The sequence below is a fragment of the Allobosea sp. NPDC055332 genome (assembly GCF_053645455.1).
Genome location: NZ_JBSHMO010000005.1, coordinates 274,008 through 290,071, shown reverse-complemented (window position 1 = coordinate 290,071; position 16,064 = coordinate 274,008). Strand labels below are relative to the sequence as shown.

At 67.5% G+C, this 16,064-nt stretch carries 14 protein-coding genes; 4 read left to right on the top strand and 10 right to left on the bottom strand.

What is annotated here, in order from left to right; genetic code table 11:
• Positions 1-60 precede the first annotated feature (60 nt).
• Complete coding sequence (gene ppk2, locus ACWIGM_RS26865; RefSeq protein ID WP_454029039.1) at positions 61-966, top strand: polyphosphate kinase 2; 906 nt, start codon at positions 61-63, stop codon at positions 964-966.
• Between the two features lie 8 nt (positions 967-974).
• Here ppk2 and ACWIGM_RS26860 read toward each other — a convergent pair whose 3' ends face one another.
• From ACWIGM_RS26860 to ACWIGM_RS26850, 3 genes are all read right to left on the bottom strand, one after another.
• A complete protein-coding gene (locus ACWIGM_RS26860; RefSeq protein WP_454029038.1) occupies positions 975-1,922 on the bottom strand; it encodes a lysylphosphatidylglycerol synthase domain-containing protein in 948 nt (315 codons plus the stop codon).
• Positions 1,923-2,141: 219 nt separating this feature from the next.
• Positions 2,142-3,665: an ABC-F family ATP-binding cassette domain-containing protein gene (locus ACWIGM_RS26855; RefSeq protein WP_454029037.1), complete on the bottom strand. Its 1,524-nt coding sequence runs from the start codon at positions 3,663-3,665 to the stop codon at positions 2,142-2,144.
• Between the two features lie 334 nt (positions 3,666-3,999).
• Positions 4,000-5,223, bottom strand: a complete 1,224-nt coding sequence (locus ACWIGM_RS26850) for an MFS transporter (protein ID WP_454029036.1) — start codon at positions 5,221-5,223, stop codon at positions 4,000-4,002.
• 105 nt (positions 5,224-5,328) lie between these two features.
• On the opposite strand from ACWIGM_RS26850, the gene ACWIGM_RS26845 reads away from it, so the two are divergent.
• Positions 5,329-6,237, top strand: a complete 909-nt coding sequence (locus ACWIGM_RS26845) for a LysR family transcriptional regulator (RefSeq protein WP_454029035.1) — start codon at positions 5,329-5,331, stop codon at positions 6,235-6,237.
• Here the strand turns inward: ACWIGM_RS26845 and ACWIGM_RS26840 are convergent, their stop codons facing one another.
• From ACWIGM_RS26840 to ACWIGM_RS26815, 6 genes are all read right to left on the bottom strand, one after another.
• Complete coding sequence (locus ACWIGM_RS26840) at positions 6,238-6,801, bottom strand: hypothetical protein (protein ID WP_454029034.1); 564 nt, start codon at positions 6,799-6,801, stop codon at positions 6,238-6,240.
• A gap of 73 nt (positions 6,802-6,874) precedes the next feature.
• Positions 6,875-8,668: an ABC transporter ATP-binding protein/permease gene (locus ACWIGM_RS26835; RefSeq protein ID WP_454029033.1), complete on the bottom strand. Its 1,794-nt coding sequence runs from the start codon at positions 8,666-8,668 to the stop codon at positions 6,875-6,877.
• A gap of 145 nt (positions 8,669-8,813) precedes the next feature.
• Complete coding sequence (locus tag ACWIGM_RS26830) at positions 8,814-9,290, bottom strand: SRPBCC family protein (protein WP_454029032.1); 477 nt, start codon at positions 9,288-9,290, stop codon at positions 8,814-8,816.
• A 42-nt stretch (positions 9,291-9,332) separates the two neighbouring features.
• Positions 9,333-10,007 (bottom strand): glutathione S-transferase family protein, encoded by a 675-nt coding sequence (locus tag ACWIGM_RS26825; RefSeq protein ID WP_454029031.1) that lies wholly within the window; start codon positions 10,005-10,007, stop codon positions 9,333-9,335.
• Positions 10,008-10,070: 63 nt separating this feature from the next.
• Positions 10,071-10,544 (bottom strand): SRPBCC family protein, encoded by a 474-nt coding sequence (locus ACWIGM_RS26820; protein ID WP_454029030.1) that lies wholly within the window; start codon positions 10,542-10,544, stop codon positions 10,071-10,073.
• Positions 10,545-10,552: 8 nt separating this feature from the next.
• Positions 10,553-10,894, bottom strand: coding sequence for an ArsR/SmtB family transcription factor (locus tag ACWIGM_RS26815; RefSeq protein ID WP_454029029.1), 342 nt, complete (start codon positions 10,892-10,894; stop codon positions 10,553-10,555).
• Between the two features lie 191 nt (positions 10,895-11,085).
• On the opposite strand from ACWIGM_RS26815, the gene ACWIGM_RS26810 reads away from it, so the two are divergent.
• Positions 11,086-12,129 (top strand): GMP reductase, encoded by a 1,044-nt coding sequence (locus ACWIGM_RS26810; RefSeq protein ID WP_454029028.1) that lies wholly within the window; start codon positions 11,086-11,088, stop codon positions 12,127-12,129.
• Positions 12,126-13,346, top strand: coding sequence for a BaiN/RdsA family NAD(P)/FAD-dependent oxidoreductase (locus ACWIGM_RS26805; protein ID WP_454029027.1), 1,221 nt, complete (start codon positions 12,126-12,128; stop codon positions 13,344-13,346). Before ACWIGM_RS26810 ends, ACWIGM_RS26805 begins: the two co-directional genes overlap by 4 nt.
• Here ACWIGM_RS26805 and mutS read toward each other — a convergent pair.
• Positions 13,330-16,056: a DNA mismatch repair protein MutS gene (gene mutS / locus ACWIGM_RS26800; RefSeq protein ID WP_454029026.1), complete on the bottom strand. Its 2,727-nt coding sequence runs from the start codon at positions 16,054-16,056 to the stop codon at positions 13,330-13,332. The two genes, ACWIGM_RS26805 and mutS, sit on opposite strands and share 17 nt — an antisense overlap.
• Between the last annotated feature and the right edge of the window lie 8 nt (positions 16,057-16,064).

The window sequence follows — 16,064 nt, the reverse complement described above, 5'->3', positions numbered from 1 at the left end:
CGCAATTCCCTTCCTGCATCGCAGGCTTTAGCCTCGGGGTCGATGAAGGGGACGAATGCGATGGCGAAGAAGGCTTCGGGCGGCATCAAGGCGGGCAAGAACGGCAAGGCGAGCCACGGCAAGCTCGCCTTCGACATCGAAGCCGAGGCGCTTCCCAAGGAGATCGACGAGAAGGCCTTCGCCAGCGGCGGCTTCCCCTATCACCGGAAATACAAGCGCAAGCTCTACGAGAAGGAGCTCGAGCCGCTGCAGATCGAATTGCTGAAGCTGCTCGCCTGGGCGCGCGACAAGGGCGAGCGCATCGTCATCGTCTTCGAGGGACGGGACGGGGCCGGCAAAGGCGGCGCGATCGCCCGCTTCACGCAGCATCTCAACCCGCGCCAGGCCCGGATCGTCGCCCTGTCGAAGCCGTCCGACACCGAGAAGGGGCAATGGTATTTCCAGCGCTATGCCGCGCAGATGCCGACGGCCGGCGAAATCGTGTTCTTCGACCGCTCCTGGTACAACCGCGCCGGCGTCGAGCGCGTCATGGGCTTCTGCTCGCCCGGGCAGGCAAAGGACTTCCTGCGCGAGGCACCGGCCTTCGAGAGCATGCTGACCCATGACGGCGTCAGGATGGTCAAGCTGTTCCTGACCATCGGCCAGGAAATGCAGATGAGCCGGTTGCATGCGCGCTGGCACGATCCGCTCAAGCGCTGGAAGCTGTCGCCGATCGACTTCGAGGCACTCCCGCGCTTCGACGACTATTCGGACGCCTTCGAGGACATGCTGGCGCAGAGCTCGACCGAGCACGCGCCGTGGACCATCATCCGCGCCAACGACAAGTTCCGCGCAAGGCTGAACGCGATCCGCCATGTGCTCCATGCCGTGCCCTACAAGGGCAAGGACGAAGAGGCGATCGGCGAGACCGACCGCAAGATCGTGCTGACGGCGAAGGAATATCTCGCCAATGGCGGCGAGAGCTGACAGCTGATCTAGCGTTCGTGCCGCCGGATGCGCCGGATCATCTCGTTGAGTGCCAATAGCACCAGCGCCAGGATGAAGGGCAGGATGTAGTAGATGATCCTGAAAAGCAGCAATGCGCCGAGCACTTGCTCGAAGGGCAGGCGGCTCAGGGCGATCAGCATGGTCGCCTCGAAAACGCCGAGCCCGCCCGGCGCATGGCTGGCGATGCCGATCAGGCAGGCGAAGATGTAAGCCGCCAGGAAGCTCTCATAGGGCAGGTTGTGCCCGCCCGGCAGCAGCACATAGAGCACGGCGGCGGCGGCGCAGACCTCGGCGGCGCCGAGCAGCATCTGAGTCAGCGTGACGCCGAGGCCGGGCAGCGGCAGGTTCCAGCCGCTGACCCGCAAGGTCCGCTCGCCGCTCGCGACCCAGAAGAGATAGCCGAGCGTGCCGAGCGCCACGGCCGCGCCAACGGCCTGCACCACCAGCGGCGAGGTGCGCGCCAGCTGCGCCACCGACTCCGTTGCGTAGAACAGGCTGGCGCAGAGGATCATGCCGAGGCCGAGCCAGAAGGTCAGGCCGGCGATGACGGTGAGGCTCGCGACTTCCGAGGCCCGGACGCCCTTGGCCGAATAGATCCAGTAGCGCACGGTGCCGCCGGTCACGATCGGGAAACCGAGCGTGAAGGCGACTGAGTAGCTGGTGAAGGAGGCGAGCGCCGTCGTGCGATAGGGAATCGACAGGCCGAGCCGGCGCAGCGCCACCGCGTCGTAGCCGGTGAGCAGCAGGTAGCTCAGCGCAGTGAAGCCGAGCGCCAGCAGCAGCTGGCGCTGGCTGGCATTGGCGAAGGCGCGGGCGAGCTCGCCTGGCTCGATCTCGCGGACGATGTAGTAGAGCACCACCAGCGAGGCGATGAAGATCACCGAGGAGGCGAGCGGGCCGAGCCACCACCAGCGGCTGCGCTTGCGCAGCGGCATTCCTGGCTCGTGCGGGCCAAACGACATCAGCACTCTTGTCGGGTTGCGCCCGCACGCAGGACGCGACGGGCAAGGCGGGTTGCTGGCGGCTGGCCTGGCGGCCGGACCCGAGAGATAGCGCCTTCGCCGCGATGCACAAGACGGGACAGCGCGGCGAATGCGCGCCATGAGGCCGGCGCAGGACGCGCCGGCCTCATGGCTCTACCGTGACTAGGGTGATCAGCCCTTTGCTTCCATCGCCTCCTGGAAGAAGGCCTCGGGATCGTCGACCTCGACCAACCGCCGCTTGTCGATCCGCCAGAAGCGGTTGCCGACGGCCCGGACGAAGCTGCGATCATGCGAGACCAGGAGGCAGCTGGTCTCGCCAGCGGCGAGCTCGGCTTCCAATGCTTCCTGCCCATCGATATCGAGGTGGTTGGTCGGCTCGTCGAGCAGGTAGAAATTGGGCCTGGCGAGACGCAAAGCGAGCATGGCGAGCCGCGCCCGCTGCCCGCCTGAAAGCGCACCGATCGGGCCGGTCTGACGATCGATGACGATGCCGGCGCCCGCGAGCAGACCGCGAGCGGGCTGGTCGCCGACATCGAAGCGTCGACTGATCAGGTCATGCGGGGTGTCGTCATCGGGCAGCTCGGCGAGACTCTGGCTGGCATGGCCGAGCACCAGCGAAGGCGTCGCCCTGATACCGGGCTGGTCCTCGCCTACAATCGCCTCGTGGAGCATGGCGATGAAGCGCGACTTGCCGGCGCCGTTGAGGCCGAGCAGCACGATGCGGTCGCCAGGGCTGATCCAGCGCTTGCCGGTCCGGAACAGCAGCCGCCCGTCCGGAGTCTCCACCGTGACGTCGTCGAGCTCGACCAGCGCGCGCACATGGGTCGCGCTGCCGGCGAGCCTGATCGCCCCGGCGGAACGCTCACGATGGGCGGGACGCGCCGTCGCTTCCAGCTCATCGGCCCGGCGCTTGAGCTGCTTGGTCTTGCTCAGCAGGAGATCGCTGCCGGAATTGATGCCGAGATTGTTCAGCTTCGCCGCCTGCCGCCGCATCTGCTGGACGGCCTTGAGGTCGCGCTCGTGCTGGCGCGCCGTCGCGGCATCGGTCTCCTCGAGCGCCGCGCGCGCCGGCGAATAGGGCAGCGCGAACAGTTGCGAGCGCTCCTGGCGCAGGAACAGGGTCCGATTGGTGACCGCGTCGAGGAAGGCGCGGTCATGGCTCGACAGGATGACGGCGACATCGCGGGGCAAGCCGGCGAGCCAGCTTTCCAGCAGGCCGATGCGCGCGAGATCAAGATGGTTGGTCGGCTCGTCGAGCAGCAACAGGTCCGGCTCGGCAATGCCGGCGCGCGCGAGAAGGACGAGCCTCTGCCAGCCGCCGCTCAACTGCCCGAGCGGGCGCCGGCGCAGCTCCGTGGGCACGGACAATGTGTCGAGCGCGACCTCGACGCGCCAATGCTCGCTCTCGTGCTGCTCCGCCGGCAGCTGATCGAGCAGCAGCTCATCGACCGGGCGATCCAGCAATTGCGCGGGAGCATCCTGCTCGACATTGCCGATGCGCAGGCCCCGCGAACGGGTGATCTCGCCAGCAGACAGCTCAAGGGCGCCGGCGAGGCAGCGCAGCAGGGTCGACTTGCCGCGGCCATTGGCGGCGACGAGGCCGAGGCGGTCGCCGGCCACGAGGGAGAAGGAAAGGTCGGAAAAGAGCGGAGCGCCCAGCGTGACGCCGAGATTGCGCAAGGTGATCAGGGTCATGGTCTGTCTCTGGAACTGCCCGAGCCGCGCGCCATCATTCGGCCGGGGTCCTTGCCCCGGAGCATCACGAATGCGGAACGCCTGGCTCGATGAGAGGATGAGCGCAGCTGACCGAGCACTGAGCTCGAAAACGCTACGCCCTCACGAAGGGCAGACCTGGACGAGAACCTAAGGGATCGCCTGTACGGTCAGCCCTGCAAGCCGGCTTGCAGGGCCTGAACGGGGCCGCGCTGACGATGGTGACGAAAGAACGTGATCACGCAGCCCTCCTTGGTTTCGAGTGGATCGACGGGCGAGAGCTAACGCCAATCGCGGCGATGCACAAGCCGGCGCATTAGGCGCGCCGGCCGACGATCAGCGCCAGCAGCCCGAAGACGGCCGCAGCCCCACAGCTGCCGAGCCAGCCGCCCCAAGCCCAGCTCGGGCCAGCCAGCGCCGAGCCGAGGGCGCCGCCAAGGAAGAAGATGCCGACGAACAGCCCGTTCAGCCTGGCGCGCGCCTCCGCCTGCAGCAGGTTGACCGCGCGGCGACCGAGCGTCTGGTCGCCGGTGACGCCGACATCGAGAAGGAAGATACCGAGGCCGAGCCCGGCAAGGGCGAGTGGCATTGCGAGATGTCCGCTCGTCCCGGCCCAGCCCAGCAGTGCCAACGCCCCTAGCAGCAGGAGATGGCTCGTCAGGGTCGCTGGCCGTGTCCAGCCGCGGTCGCCCAGGCGCCCGAAGAGCGGCGTCGCCAATGCCCCACCTGCTCCGACCAGGGCGAACAGGGCGATACCACGCTGGCCGAGCAGAAAGGGCGGCTGGACCAGTCGCAGCGCGACGACCGTCCAGATGAGGCTGAAGCTCGCCATCACCAGCGCCGCTGACAGCGCACGCTGGCGCAGCACCGGCTCCTGCCGCAGCAGATGCCCGAGCGAAGCGAGGAGAGCGGGGTAGCTCACCCGCGCCTCCGGCTGGCGGCGCGGCAGATTGCCCGCCAGGACGAGCGTCAACAGCGCCATGGCGCCCGCGCTGACGGCAAAGAAGCCGCGCCAGCCCCAGGCATCGGTGACGAGGCTGGCGAGCGGCCGCGCCAGCAGGATACCGGCCATCAGACCGCTCATCACATCGCCGATCACAGCGCCGCGCCTGGCGGGCGTCACCATCGCGGCCGCAATCGGCACCAGGATCTGAATGGCGGAGCAAGCGGCGCCGAGGACGACCATCAGGATAAGCAGCGCCGGCAGCCCCGGCGCGACAGCAGCCAGCGCGGCAGCAAGGATCGCACAGAGCAGCATGCGCAGGACCAGCGCGCGGTTCTCGATGAGATCGGCAAGCGGCACCAGCAGAAGCAGGCCGGCGGCGTAGCCCAACAGCGGCGCCATCGCGACGAGGCCGCTCGCCGCCTCCGGCAGGCCGAAGTTCGCCCCAATCGGCCCGACCAGCGTCTGCGGCGCGAACAGATTGGTGACGATGACGCCGACCGCGACGGCGAACAGCAGGGTCAGCGTGGCCGACAGACCGTGGTCCTCGGGCGTCTTCGGCAGGGAGGGGCAGAGGGCCTGATCTTGGGCAGACACGATGACAGCTCCGACATAGGGACTCGCATATCGTCGGAGAACTTTATTCGCCTTGAGTATTATGCTACAAATCGATTGTCACTATAATGATTATGCGAGTCTGATATGAACCTGCGCGATCTGGAGGCCTATCTCGCGGTCGTCGAGACCGGCTCGATTATCGGCGCCTCTGCCAGGCTCAACCTGACGCAACCCGGCGTCACCCGGCGGATCCAGAACCTGGAAGACGGTCTCGGCGCAGTCCTGCTCGATCGCCAGTCGAAGCCCCTGCGGCCGACCAATGCCGGGCGCGAGGCCTATGAGCAGGGCCTGCGCGTGCTGCGCTCGGTCGCCGATCTGAAGGCCGGCGTCGCGCCAGACGGCCAGCTTCGCGGCGAATTCCGGCTCGGGATCATGCCCTATCTGTCGGAGGCCGCGTTGGCGGTGCCGCTCGACCGACTGCGCGCCGCCTTTCCTGAACTGACGCTGCGCATCACCATGGGCTGGTCGCCGCAGCTGCTCGAACAGACCCTGCGCAACGAGCTCGACGCGACCGCGCTGTGCCTCGCCGACGGGCTCGCTCCGCCGGATGGCCTGGCCTGCGACGATCTCGGCCCACAGGAGGTGCTATTGGTGGCGGCGCCGTCGTTGCAGGTGCCCCGGCCGGCCGATCTCGCGATGTTGGCGGGTTACGCCTGGGTGATGAACGCCAATGGCTGCGGCTTTCGCGCCTTCATCCGCCAGCAGTTCGAGGCCGCGCATCTCCACTTCCAGGTCGGCGTCGAGGCGCTCAGCGCCGATCTGCGCCTGTCGCTGGTCGCGCGCGGCCACGGCATCGGCGTCGTCACGCCGGCCGCGCTCCAGGACAGCCCATGGCGCAACGCGGTCGAGATCATCGATGCGCCTGATTTCCGGCCGCGCGTGCGCTCCTGGCTGCTGCATCGCCCGCCGGCCGGACGGCTGGCGCAGCCGATCGCCCTGTTTCGGCAGGCGCTGCTCGACGGGCTGCGCCCCGGGCTCGGGCTGCTCGCCTGATCAGGCAGTCTTGCGGAAGACGCGCAGCGTCTTGAACTCGCCGATTTCCTCGACGCCGCGCGACTTCGCCCAGTCCGCGATGATGGGCTTGGCGCTCTCATAGGCGAAGGAGCCGGTGTAGAACAGGATATAGCCGCCCGCATCGGTCTGGTCGGTGAAGAGCTGCATCACCTCGAGATCGGTCAGCGCGCCATAGGCGTCGTTCTTCTCGCTGCGGAACTCGCAGGAGTGGAACAGAGTGACGATGTCGAAGCGCGGCAAAAGCCGGGCATTGCTGGTGTAGATGTCGCCGAAATAGGCCGAATAGGTCTTGGTGATCGTCGGATTGTCGATCGCGAGCTTGACAAAGGCCTCGTATTCCTTCGGCGAGGCGGTGATCCCCAGCACCGTGCTGTTCAGCTCCGGCTCGGCGCAGCGTATGCCGACATAGTGATGACCGCCAGTGCCGAAATGATAGATGCGCTTCTCGGTCAGGCCCTGTTCTTCCAGCCATTCGACGAAATGCACGTCGCAGGGGCACTGCTCGACGCGCAGGCCCCAATAGACGTCCCAGATATTCAACATGCGATGGCTCCGTTCGTGAAAAGGGCCGGTCGAACCGGCGCTGAATGAATGGGTCGAGGATTGCGCCGGAGCATCAGCTCCCGCCGGCTTCGGCCAGCGTGGCCGGGCGCGGCATATCGGATGAGGCGATGCGGGCGACGCCGCCGGCGCGGCGCATGGTGAGGTGGTGATTGGCGGCCTCGGCGAAGCCGGGGCTCTGGCCGATCAGCAGCATCACTGCCTGCGGCCGCGCCGCCCTGAGCCGTGAGAGCAGTTCGAGCGCCGCTTCGGTTTCGAGCCCACTCGTCGCCTCGTCGAGCACGAGGATGTCGGGCTTTGCCAATTCGGTCCGGGCCAGGGCGAGGCGCTGGCGGTCGCCGGTGGTCAGCGCCTTGTCCCAGTCGCGCGCCAGATCCAGCTGCGGCACGAGGCCGGAAAGGCCGTAATGCCGCAACGCCGCGGACGCCTCTTCGTCGCTATGGCCTCCGATCGGGTCGAGCGCGGCGCGCAGGCCGCCTTCCGAGAGATGCAGATGCTGCGGCAGCACGGCGATGCGCGCACCATCCGGCAGCGCCACCGCGCCGCGCCCCCAGGGCCAGAGGCCCGCCACCGCCTGGATCAAGGCGGCCTTGCCATGGCCGAGCTCGCCGGCGACATGCAGTGTTGCGCCGGCTGGCAGGGTCGTCGAGACATCCGCGAGCAAGGTGCGGCCGTCGCGATCGGTCAGGGTGAGCTCGTCCAGCCGCAGGCCGCCGTCTTCGCTGGCGAGCACGGCAATGTCGCTCTCCGCCGCGCCGGCCTCGATCGCATGAAGCGCGACGGCAAGCTCGTTGACGCGCCGCGCCGAGGCCAGCCATTCGGCGATGCGCATGAAGTTGTCGAGCACCCAGTTGAAGGCGTTCTGCACGGCGACGAAGGCGGCGGCGACCTGGACGACGTCACCGAGCGACATCTCGCCCGAGAGGTATTTCGGCGCCGCCAGCAGCAGCGGCACCACCGGGACCAGCGCGCCACTGCCATTGGTGATCCAGGTCAAACGACCACGCTGGCGGATCATGGCGAGCCAGCGCGTCACCAGCGTGTCATAGGTCGCGGCGACGGCGCGGCGCTCGCCGGTCTCGGCCCGCGACAGCGCGATCGTCTCGCCATGGTCGCGGATGCGCATCAGCGAGAAGCGCAGCCGCGCCTCACCCTCGTTGCGGGCGGCGACCAGGCGCGGCAAGGGCCGGCCGACCCAGGTGATCAGGCCGGAGACCAGCACCGCATAGATGATCGCCGCCAGCACCATATAGGCGGGGATCTCGAAGGGGACGCCATGCGCCTCGACGCTGAGCGAGCCGCCGATCGACCAGAGGATGCCGATGAAGGTGATCGCGGTGATGACCGCCGAAAGCAGGCCGATGGCGAAATCGACCACCGGCTCGGTCGCCCAGCGGACATCATCGGCGATGCGGTATTCCGGGTTTGCCGGCTCGTAACCAGAAAGGCCGAGTCGGTAGAACCGGCGCTCGCCAATCCAGCCATCGGCGAGCTTGGCAGTGACATAGGCGCGCCAATGGACCTGGAAGGTCTCGCGCGAGATCAGGATGATGACGCCGAGGCCGGCGGCGATCAGCACCAGCACCGGGAAGACCGCCATGGCGATCAATGCGCTCTCGCCATCCTTCTTCTCGAGCGCATCGAAGAACCAGCCGTTCCAGCGGTTGACGGTGACGTTGGCGAAGACCGAGAGGATGATCGCGCTCGCCAGCGTCAGCGACCAGAGCCAGGCCCTGCCGGCGGTGCCACCGCGCCAGAAGCCGCCGGTCAAGCGGGCGAAGCTCTTGGTGACCTGCCAATCGGATGGCGGGCCGGCAGGCACGGTGTTCGGATCGACGGCCTTCAGCACAGTCGAGAGATCCCCCCGGATCGCGACATCGGAGGCGGCATCCGCCGGGTCTTCCCGGTTCGGATGCCGCCACCATGCCGGTTAACCGGCCGGGGATGAACTGTGGCTGAATGGAGTTGGCACACCACTCAGCCCGTGGGAGGCCTCAAGCGGCCGCGTTAGCGGGCTCGCCGAGCAGCTTCGCCAGCGCTTCCAGCAATTCGCGCGAGCCCTCCTCGCGATGGACGGGAGCGTCCTTGCCATCGAGATAGGCGCCCTGCTCGGTGAAGACGAATCTGGTGCCGCTCCCCTCGGGCACGAATTCCATGGTCAGCAGCGAGCCAGAGATCGGCGCGCCATCGACCGTCATGGCGTAGGCGAGGATGATGCGCTCGTTCGGCTGGATCACCTGGTAGACGCTGTCATTGGTGATCGGCGGGCCGCCCTGGAAGCGGAAGCGGCTGCGCTCATGGCCGCCGACGCGGAAATCGACGTCGAACTGCTCGACCTCCCAGCCCTCGCCCTCGGCGAACCAGCGGCGCTTCTGCTTGGGATCGGAAAAGGCGGCGAAGACGCGGGCGGGCGAGGCGGCATAGCTGCGCTCGATGGTGAAGCTGGCATGGACGACGGGGTTGGCAGTCATGATCGTTTCCTTTGGACGGTAGTGAGGGGTGACGAAACCGGACTAGCGGGAGAGCCCGGCATCACCTGGATTGCGCGGGAAGTACTCGAAATAGGGCTCGGCCTCGGCCAGAGCGCGGGCATAGGACGGCCGCGTGCGCAGCCGATTGAAATAGGCCCAGAGCCGCGGATGGCTGTCGCGGAAGGACAGCGCCCGCTCGGCATAGAACAGCGCCGGCGCGGCCGAGCAGTCGGCCAGGCTGAATGCGTCGCCGAGCGCCCATTGCCGCTCGCCGATTTCCGCTTCGAGCACGTCATAGGCCGAAGCGAGCGTTGCCTTGGCCTCGGCGACGCCGACCGGGTCATTGCTGCCTTCCGGGCGTAACCGGTCGAGCACCACCTTCTGCATGGGGATGGCGACATAGAGATCGAAGAGCCGGTCGAGCCGCCGGACCTCGAGCGCCGCGACCGGATTCTCCGGCAGCAATGCAACCGGGCCGGGATAGTGCAGAGCGAGATACTCGATGATCAGGCTGGTCTCCGGGACCAACCTTCCATTGCTGTCGTCGCGCAGCAGCGGGAACTTGCCGATCGGCCAGAGCTTCAGGAAATCAGCACGCTCGGTGGCGTCTCCGAAATTGACGAGCTGCGGCGTGAATGGCGTCTGGTTCTCGTAGAGCGCAACCAGCGTCTTCTGGCAGAAGCCCGAGAGCGGGTGGAAATATAGCGTCAGGGACATGGCTGTGCATTCCTGCTTCTGGAAAAGCGGGTTGAAACGGAGTTGGTTGAAGATTGGCGCGGTTCAGGCGGGCGCCTGCTCCTGCGCGAGATAGTCGGCCAGCCTGTCGAAGCCGATGCGCGAGCCCTGTTCGCGCCATTCGGGCCTATCATGGCCGTCGAGGAAGGCAGCTTGTTCGGTGAAGCGGAGCCTCGTGCCGGTGCCGTCGCGATGGAACTCGATCGTCGCCAGCGAGATCGACAGGCGAATATCGTCGCGCAGCAATTCGTAGCTGTAGATGATGCGCTGCTCCGGCACGATCTCCGCGAAGGTCGCGTTCATCGCAAAGACGCCGCTTTCCGCCGGAGCACCCCGCATGGTCTCGCGGCCGCCCTCGCGGAAATCGAGTGTGTGTTCACCGAGCCCGCCCGCGTCATGGCAAGCCGACCAGCGCCGCTTTGCCACCGGATCGGCGAAGGCGGCGAAGACGCGGGCCGGGCTCGCATCGTAATGGCGCTCGATGGTGAAATCGGCGTGGATGACGGTCCGTTCGGTCATTGTCCGTCTCAGTCCTTCAAATCCTGGTCCTGCTCGGCAAGGAAGGCGCCTAGCCGGTCGAAGCGTCGCTCCCAGAGGGCGCGGCGCTCGCTGATCCAGCGCTCTGCCGCGCGCAGTGCCTGCGTGTCGAGCTGGCAGGTACGGACCCGCCCGATCTTCTGCGTACGCACCAGCCCTGCTCCCTCGAGAACCGCGAGATGCTGCACCACCGCCGACAGCGTCATCTGCAGTGGTTGGGCAAGCTCGCTGACGCTCGCCGGCCCCTCGCAAAGCCGTTGCACCATCTGCCGGCGGTTCGGATCCGCCAGCGCCTGGAACATGAGATCGAGCAGATCCGGTTGGTGAAGCATGCGCTTAAGTATCCTCACTCAGATGCCCTGTCCAGCAGAAACTTTAGAGACTGCTAAAGTTTCTTTCACCGGGAACTCCGACCGCACCCCACGCATTGCCCCCAAGGGTTCGAGCGGCTATGAATCCCGGCACGCTCCCTCACGCCGCGTGCGCTTTTCGACCGTCTGCGCCAGCCGCCGGAGCTTTGATCATGCGCATCGAGAACGATCCGAAACTCGACTTCCGCGACGTGCTGATCCGCCCGAAGCGCTCGACGCTCGGCAGCCGCGCCGAGGTCGACGTCAACCGGAGCTTCCGTTTCGCGCATACCGGCCGCGAATGGAGCGGTTTCCCACTCATCGCCGCGAACATGGACGTGGTCGGCACCATGGCGATGGCGCGCGCCCTCTTGAAGCACGGCGCCATGGTCGCGCTGCACAAGCATTACGACGCCGACGAGCTGATCGCCTTCTTCAGGGAAGAGGGCTCGGCCAACGCCTTCTATTCGCTGGGGACCATCGATTCCGACCATGACAAGCTGAAAGCGGTGCACGCCAAGGCGCCGATCGACAAGATCTGCCTCGACGTCGCCAATGGCTACACCGAAAAGTTCGTCGACACGGTCAAGGCGACGCGCGAGGCCTTCCCGAACGCAGCGATCATGGCCGGCAACGTCGTCACCGGCGACATGACCGAGGCGCTGATCCTGGCCGGCGCTGATATCGTCAAGGTCGGCATCGGGCCGGGCTCGGTCTGCACCACCCGCAAGATGACCGGCGTCGGCTATCCGCAGCTCTCGGCGATCATCGAATGCGCCGACGCGGCCCATGGCCTGAAGGGGCTGGTCTGCGGCGATGGCGGCCTGACTGTGCCGGGCGACGTCGCCAAGGCCTATGGCGGCGGCTCCGACTTCGTGATGATGGGCGGCATGCTCGCCGGCCATGACGAATGCGAGGGCGAGATCCGCTACGAGACCCGCGATGGTGAGAAAGTGCCGGTCGCGATGGTCTTCTACGGCATGTCCTCGGACACGGCGATGAAGCGGTATTCCGGCGGCGTCGCCAAATACCGGGCCTCCGAGGGCAAGACCGTCGAGGTGCCCTATCGCGGCCCGGTCGAGGGCACGATGCAGGAGATCATGGGCGGGGTGCGCTCGGCGATGACCTATATCGGCGCAGTCCGGCTCAAGGAGATGCCGAAGCGCACCACCTTCATCATGGTCGGCAGCCAATTGAACACCGTGTTCGGCAATTGAGCGGACCGGACGTCGCCATCATCGGCGCCGGCCCGGCCGGGCTGATCGCGGCCGAGCGGCTGGCTGAGGCCGGCCACACCGTCGCGATCTACGAGCGGATGGCCTCGCCGGCGCGCAAATTCCTGCTCGCCGGCCGCGGCGGGCTCAACCTGACGCATTCGGAATCGCTCGACGCCCTGCTCGGGCGCTATGGCGAAGCGCGGACCTGGCTGGAGCCAGCGATTCGCGCCTTCCCGCCGCAGGCGCTGCGCAACTGGGCCGACGGGCTAGGCGCGGAGAGCTTCGTCGGCTCGAGCGGGCGCGTCTTCCCCAAGGCGATGAAGGCCTCGCCTTTGCTGCGAGCCTGGCTGGCGCGGCTCGACGGACTTGGCGTCGCGCTGCATGCGGGACGGCTCTGGACGGGTTGGGATGAGAACGGGGCGCTACGCTTTACGGTTCGCGATGGCTCGCTCGAAACCGTCCGCCCTCGCGCGACGCTTCTGGCACTCGGCGGGGCGAGCTGGCCGCGGCTCGGCGCGGATGGGTCCTGGGCCGGGCTGCTGGGAGAGAAAGGCATCGCGATCGCGCCCTTGCGCCCCGCCAATGCTGGCTTCGCCATCGCCTGGTCACCGTTGATGCGCGATAAATTTGCCGGCTTACCATTGAAGCGCATTGCCCTGAGCTTCGCTGGACGGCGCGCCCTTGGCGAGGCGATGATCGATGCCAGCGGTATCGAGGGTGGTGCGGTGTATGCCCTGTCGGGGCTGCTACGCGAGGCGATCGCTCGCGACGGCCGGGCGATCCTGACGATCGACTTGCGCCCAGACCTCAGCGAGCCGGAGCTCGCAACCCGATTGGCCAGGCGCCGTCCGGGCGAGACGCTGAGCAACCATCTGCGCAAGGCGGCGGGGCTTTCGCCGGTGGCGGCGGCCGTGCTGCGCGAAGCTGCGGGCGGACCATTGCCGGCAGAGCCTGAAGCGCTCGCGCACTTAATCAAAGCCGCGCCCTTGCGTCTCACCGGCATGGCCTCGCTCGCCCGTGCCATCTCGACTGCTGGCGGTATCCGGGCCGACGAAATCGACCCGGACTTCATGCTGAAGTGCTTGCCCGACATCTTTGTAGCCGGCGAAATGATCGATTGGGAGGGACCGACCGGCGGCTATCTGCTGCAGGCCTGCTTCGCCACGGGAGTCGCGGCGGCGGAAGGGATCGGGCGCAGACTCAGTTCAGCCGCTTGAGCTTGTAGAGCGCCTCCAGCGCCTCGCGCGGCGTCATCTCGTCGGGGTCGAACCCAGCCAACGCATTGCGCAATTCATCGGGGCCAGCGACCCACGCTGCGGCCGGTGCGGGCTTGCGCATCTGCACCGCGAACAGCGGGAGATCGTCGACCAGGGCCGCGACCGGCTTCTCGCGCTCGCTCTTCTCCAATTCGGAAAGGATGGCGCGGGCACGCTCGACCACCGCCGGCGGCAGGCCGGCAAGCTTGGCGACCTGAATGCCGTAGGAACGGTCGGCCGCACCCGGCACGACCTCGTGCAGGAAGACGACCTCGCCGTCCCATTCGGTCACACGGACGGTGGCGTTGGCGACGCGGTCGAGCCGCTCGGCCAGCGCCGTCAGCTCATGGTAATGCGTCGCGAACAACGCCCGGCAGCGATTGGCCTCATGCAGATGCTCGATCGCGGCCCAGGCGATCGAAAGGCCGTCGAAGGTCGCGGTGCCCCGGCCGATCTCGTCGAGGATGACGAGGGCGCGCGGCCCGGCCTGGTTGAGGATCGCGGCGGTCTCGACCATCTCGACCATGAAGGTCGAGCGGCCGCGGGCGAGATCGTCGGCGGCGCCGACGCGCGAGAACAGCCGGTCGACCACGCCGATATGGGCATTCTGCGCTGGCACGAAGGAGCCCATCTGGGCAAGCACCGCGATCAGCGCGTTCTGGCGCAGGAAGGTCGACTTACCCGCCATATTCGGGCCGGTGATCAGGCAGATGCGGCCGTCGCGGCTTTTGCCTGACGCGGACAGCTCGCTGTCATTGGCAACGAAGGGCTGGCCCTGGCGCTTCAGCGCCGCCTCGACCACGGGATGACGGCCGGCCCTGATGGTGAAAGCGGCGCCGTCATCGACCTGAGGCCTCGTCCAGCCGCCGTCGATGGCGAGCTCGGCGAGGGCGGCGGCAACATCGATCACCGCCAAGGCCTGCGCCGTCGCCTTGATCGGCTCGGCCTGTGCCAGCACCGCCTCAGTCAACGCCGCGAACACCGAGAGTTCGAGCTTCAGCGCCCGGTCGGCGGCGGAGGCGATCTTGGCCTCGAGCTCGCCGAGCTCAACCGAGGAGAAGCGCATCGCATCCGACATGGTCTGGCGATGCACGAAGACCGCGCGCCAGGGCTCCCTCAGGAAAGTCTCGCCGACGGCCTGCGGCACCTCAACGAAATAGCCGAGCATGGAATTGTGCTTGATGCGGAGCGTCCTGCAATCGGTCTCGGCGGCATAGCGCGCCTGCAATTGCGCGATCACCTTGCGCGAGTCGACCTGGAGCAGGCGCAGTTCGTCGAGCGCCGCATCGAAGCCCTCGCGCACGAAACGGCCATCGCGCTTCAGCAACGGCAATTCGTCGGCGAGCGTGTTGGCGAGGCGTGTCGCAAGATCGGGATCGGTGCGCCCCAATGCCAGCGCCGCCTCGCGCAATTCGTCCGGCAGATCGCCCTGGCGCAGCAGCGCCGCGGCGACGCCGCGCGCCGCGTCCAGCCCGGCGCCGAGCGCGGCGAGATCGCGCGGTCCGCCGCGGTCGAGCGAGAGCCGCGCCAGCGCCCGGGCGATATCGGGCACGCGGGCGAGATCGCTCCGCAGCGCCTCGCGCAGCGAGGGCGTCTCGACCAGCAGCGCGACGGCATCGTGCCGCCTGCCGATGGCGGCTGAATCGGTCAACGGCCCAGCCAAACGCTCGGCGAGCAGGCGGCTGCCACCCGGCGTTTCTGTGCGGTCAATGGTGGCGAGCAGGCTGCCCGAGCGTTCACCCGCGAGCGTCCGGGTCAGTTCGAGGTTGGCGCGGGTCGCCGCGTCGATCAGCATGGTCGCGCTCATCCCCTCGCGGACGGGCGGCGACAGAGGCGGGCGGGCGCCGAGCTGGGTGCGCTCGACATAGGCGAGCGCGGCCGCAGCGGCGGCAATCTCGGCACGGCTGAAGGCGCCGAACGCATCGAGCGTGGCGACGCCGAAGAACTCCTTCAACCGACGTTCGCCGGAGGCGGGATCGAGCCCCTCGCGCGCCAATGGCGTAACGGGAGCCGCAACTTCGCGCCAGAATTCCCTGAGCTCGGGATCGTCATGGATAGCGTCCGGGCAGACGATCTCGCGCGGCTCCAGTCGAGCAAGCTCCACGGCAAGGCCGCGCTGGTCGGTTTCGAGCACGGCAAAGCGGCCGGTCGAGATGTCGAGCGCGGCAATGCCATAAGCAAAGACCTCGTCCGAGAGCCGGCGCCGCGCCACAGCGACGAGCAGGCTCGCCCGGCCGGGGTCGAGCAGGCGCTCCTCGGTGATGGTGCCGGGGGTGACGAGACGGACCACGTCGCGCTTCACCACCGATTTGGCACCGCGCTTCTTGGCCTCGGCCGGGTCCTCGGTCTGTTCGCAAACGGCGACGCGATGGCCGGCGGCAATCAGCTTCTGCAGGTAGTCGTCGGCACGTTCGACCGGGACGCCGCACATGGCGATGTCCTCGCCGAGATGCTTGCCCCGCTTGGTGAGCACGATGCCGAGCGTGCGCGAGGCGATCTCGGCGTCCTGGAAGAACAATTCGTAGAAATCGCCCATCCGGTAGAACAGCAGGCAGTCCGGATTATTGGCCTTGATCTCGACGTACTGCGCCATCATCGGCGTGACGCGGCCGGCATCGGCCGCAGGGGCGGGTTTGGCTTCCGCGATGTCGTCTGGCGTGGTGAGGCGCATGGGTCGCG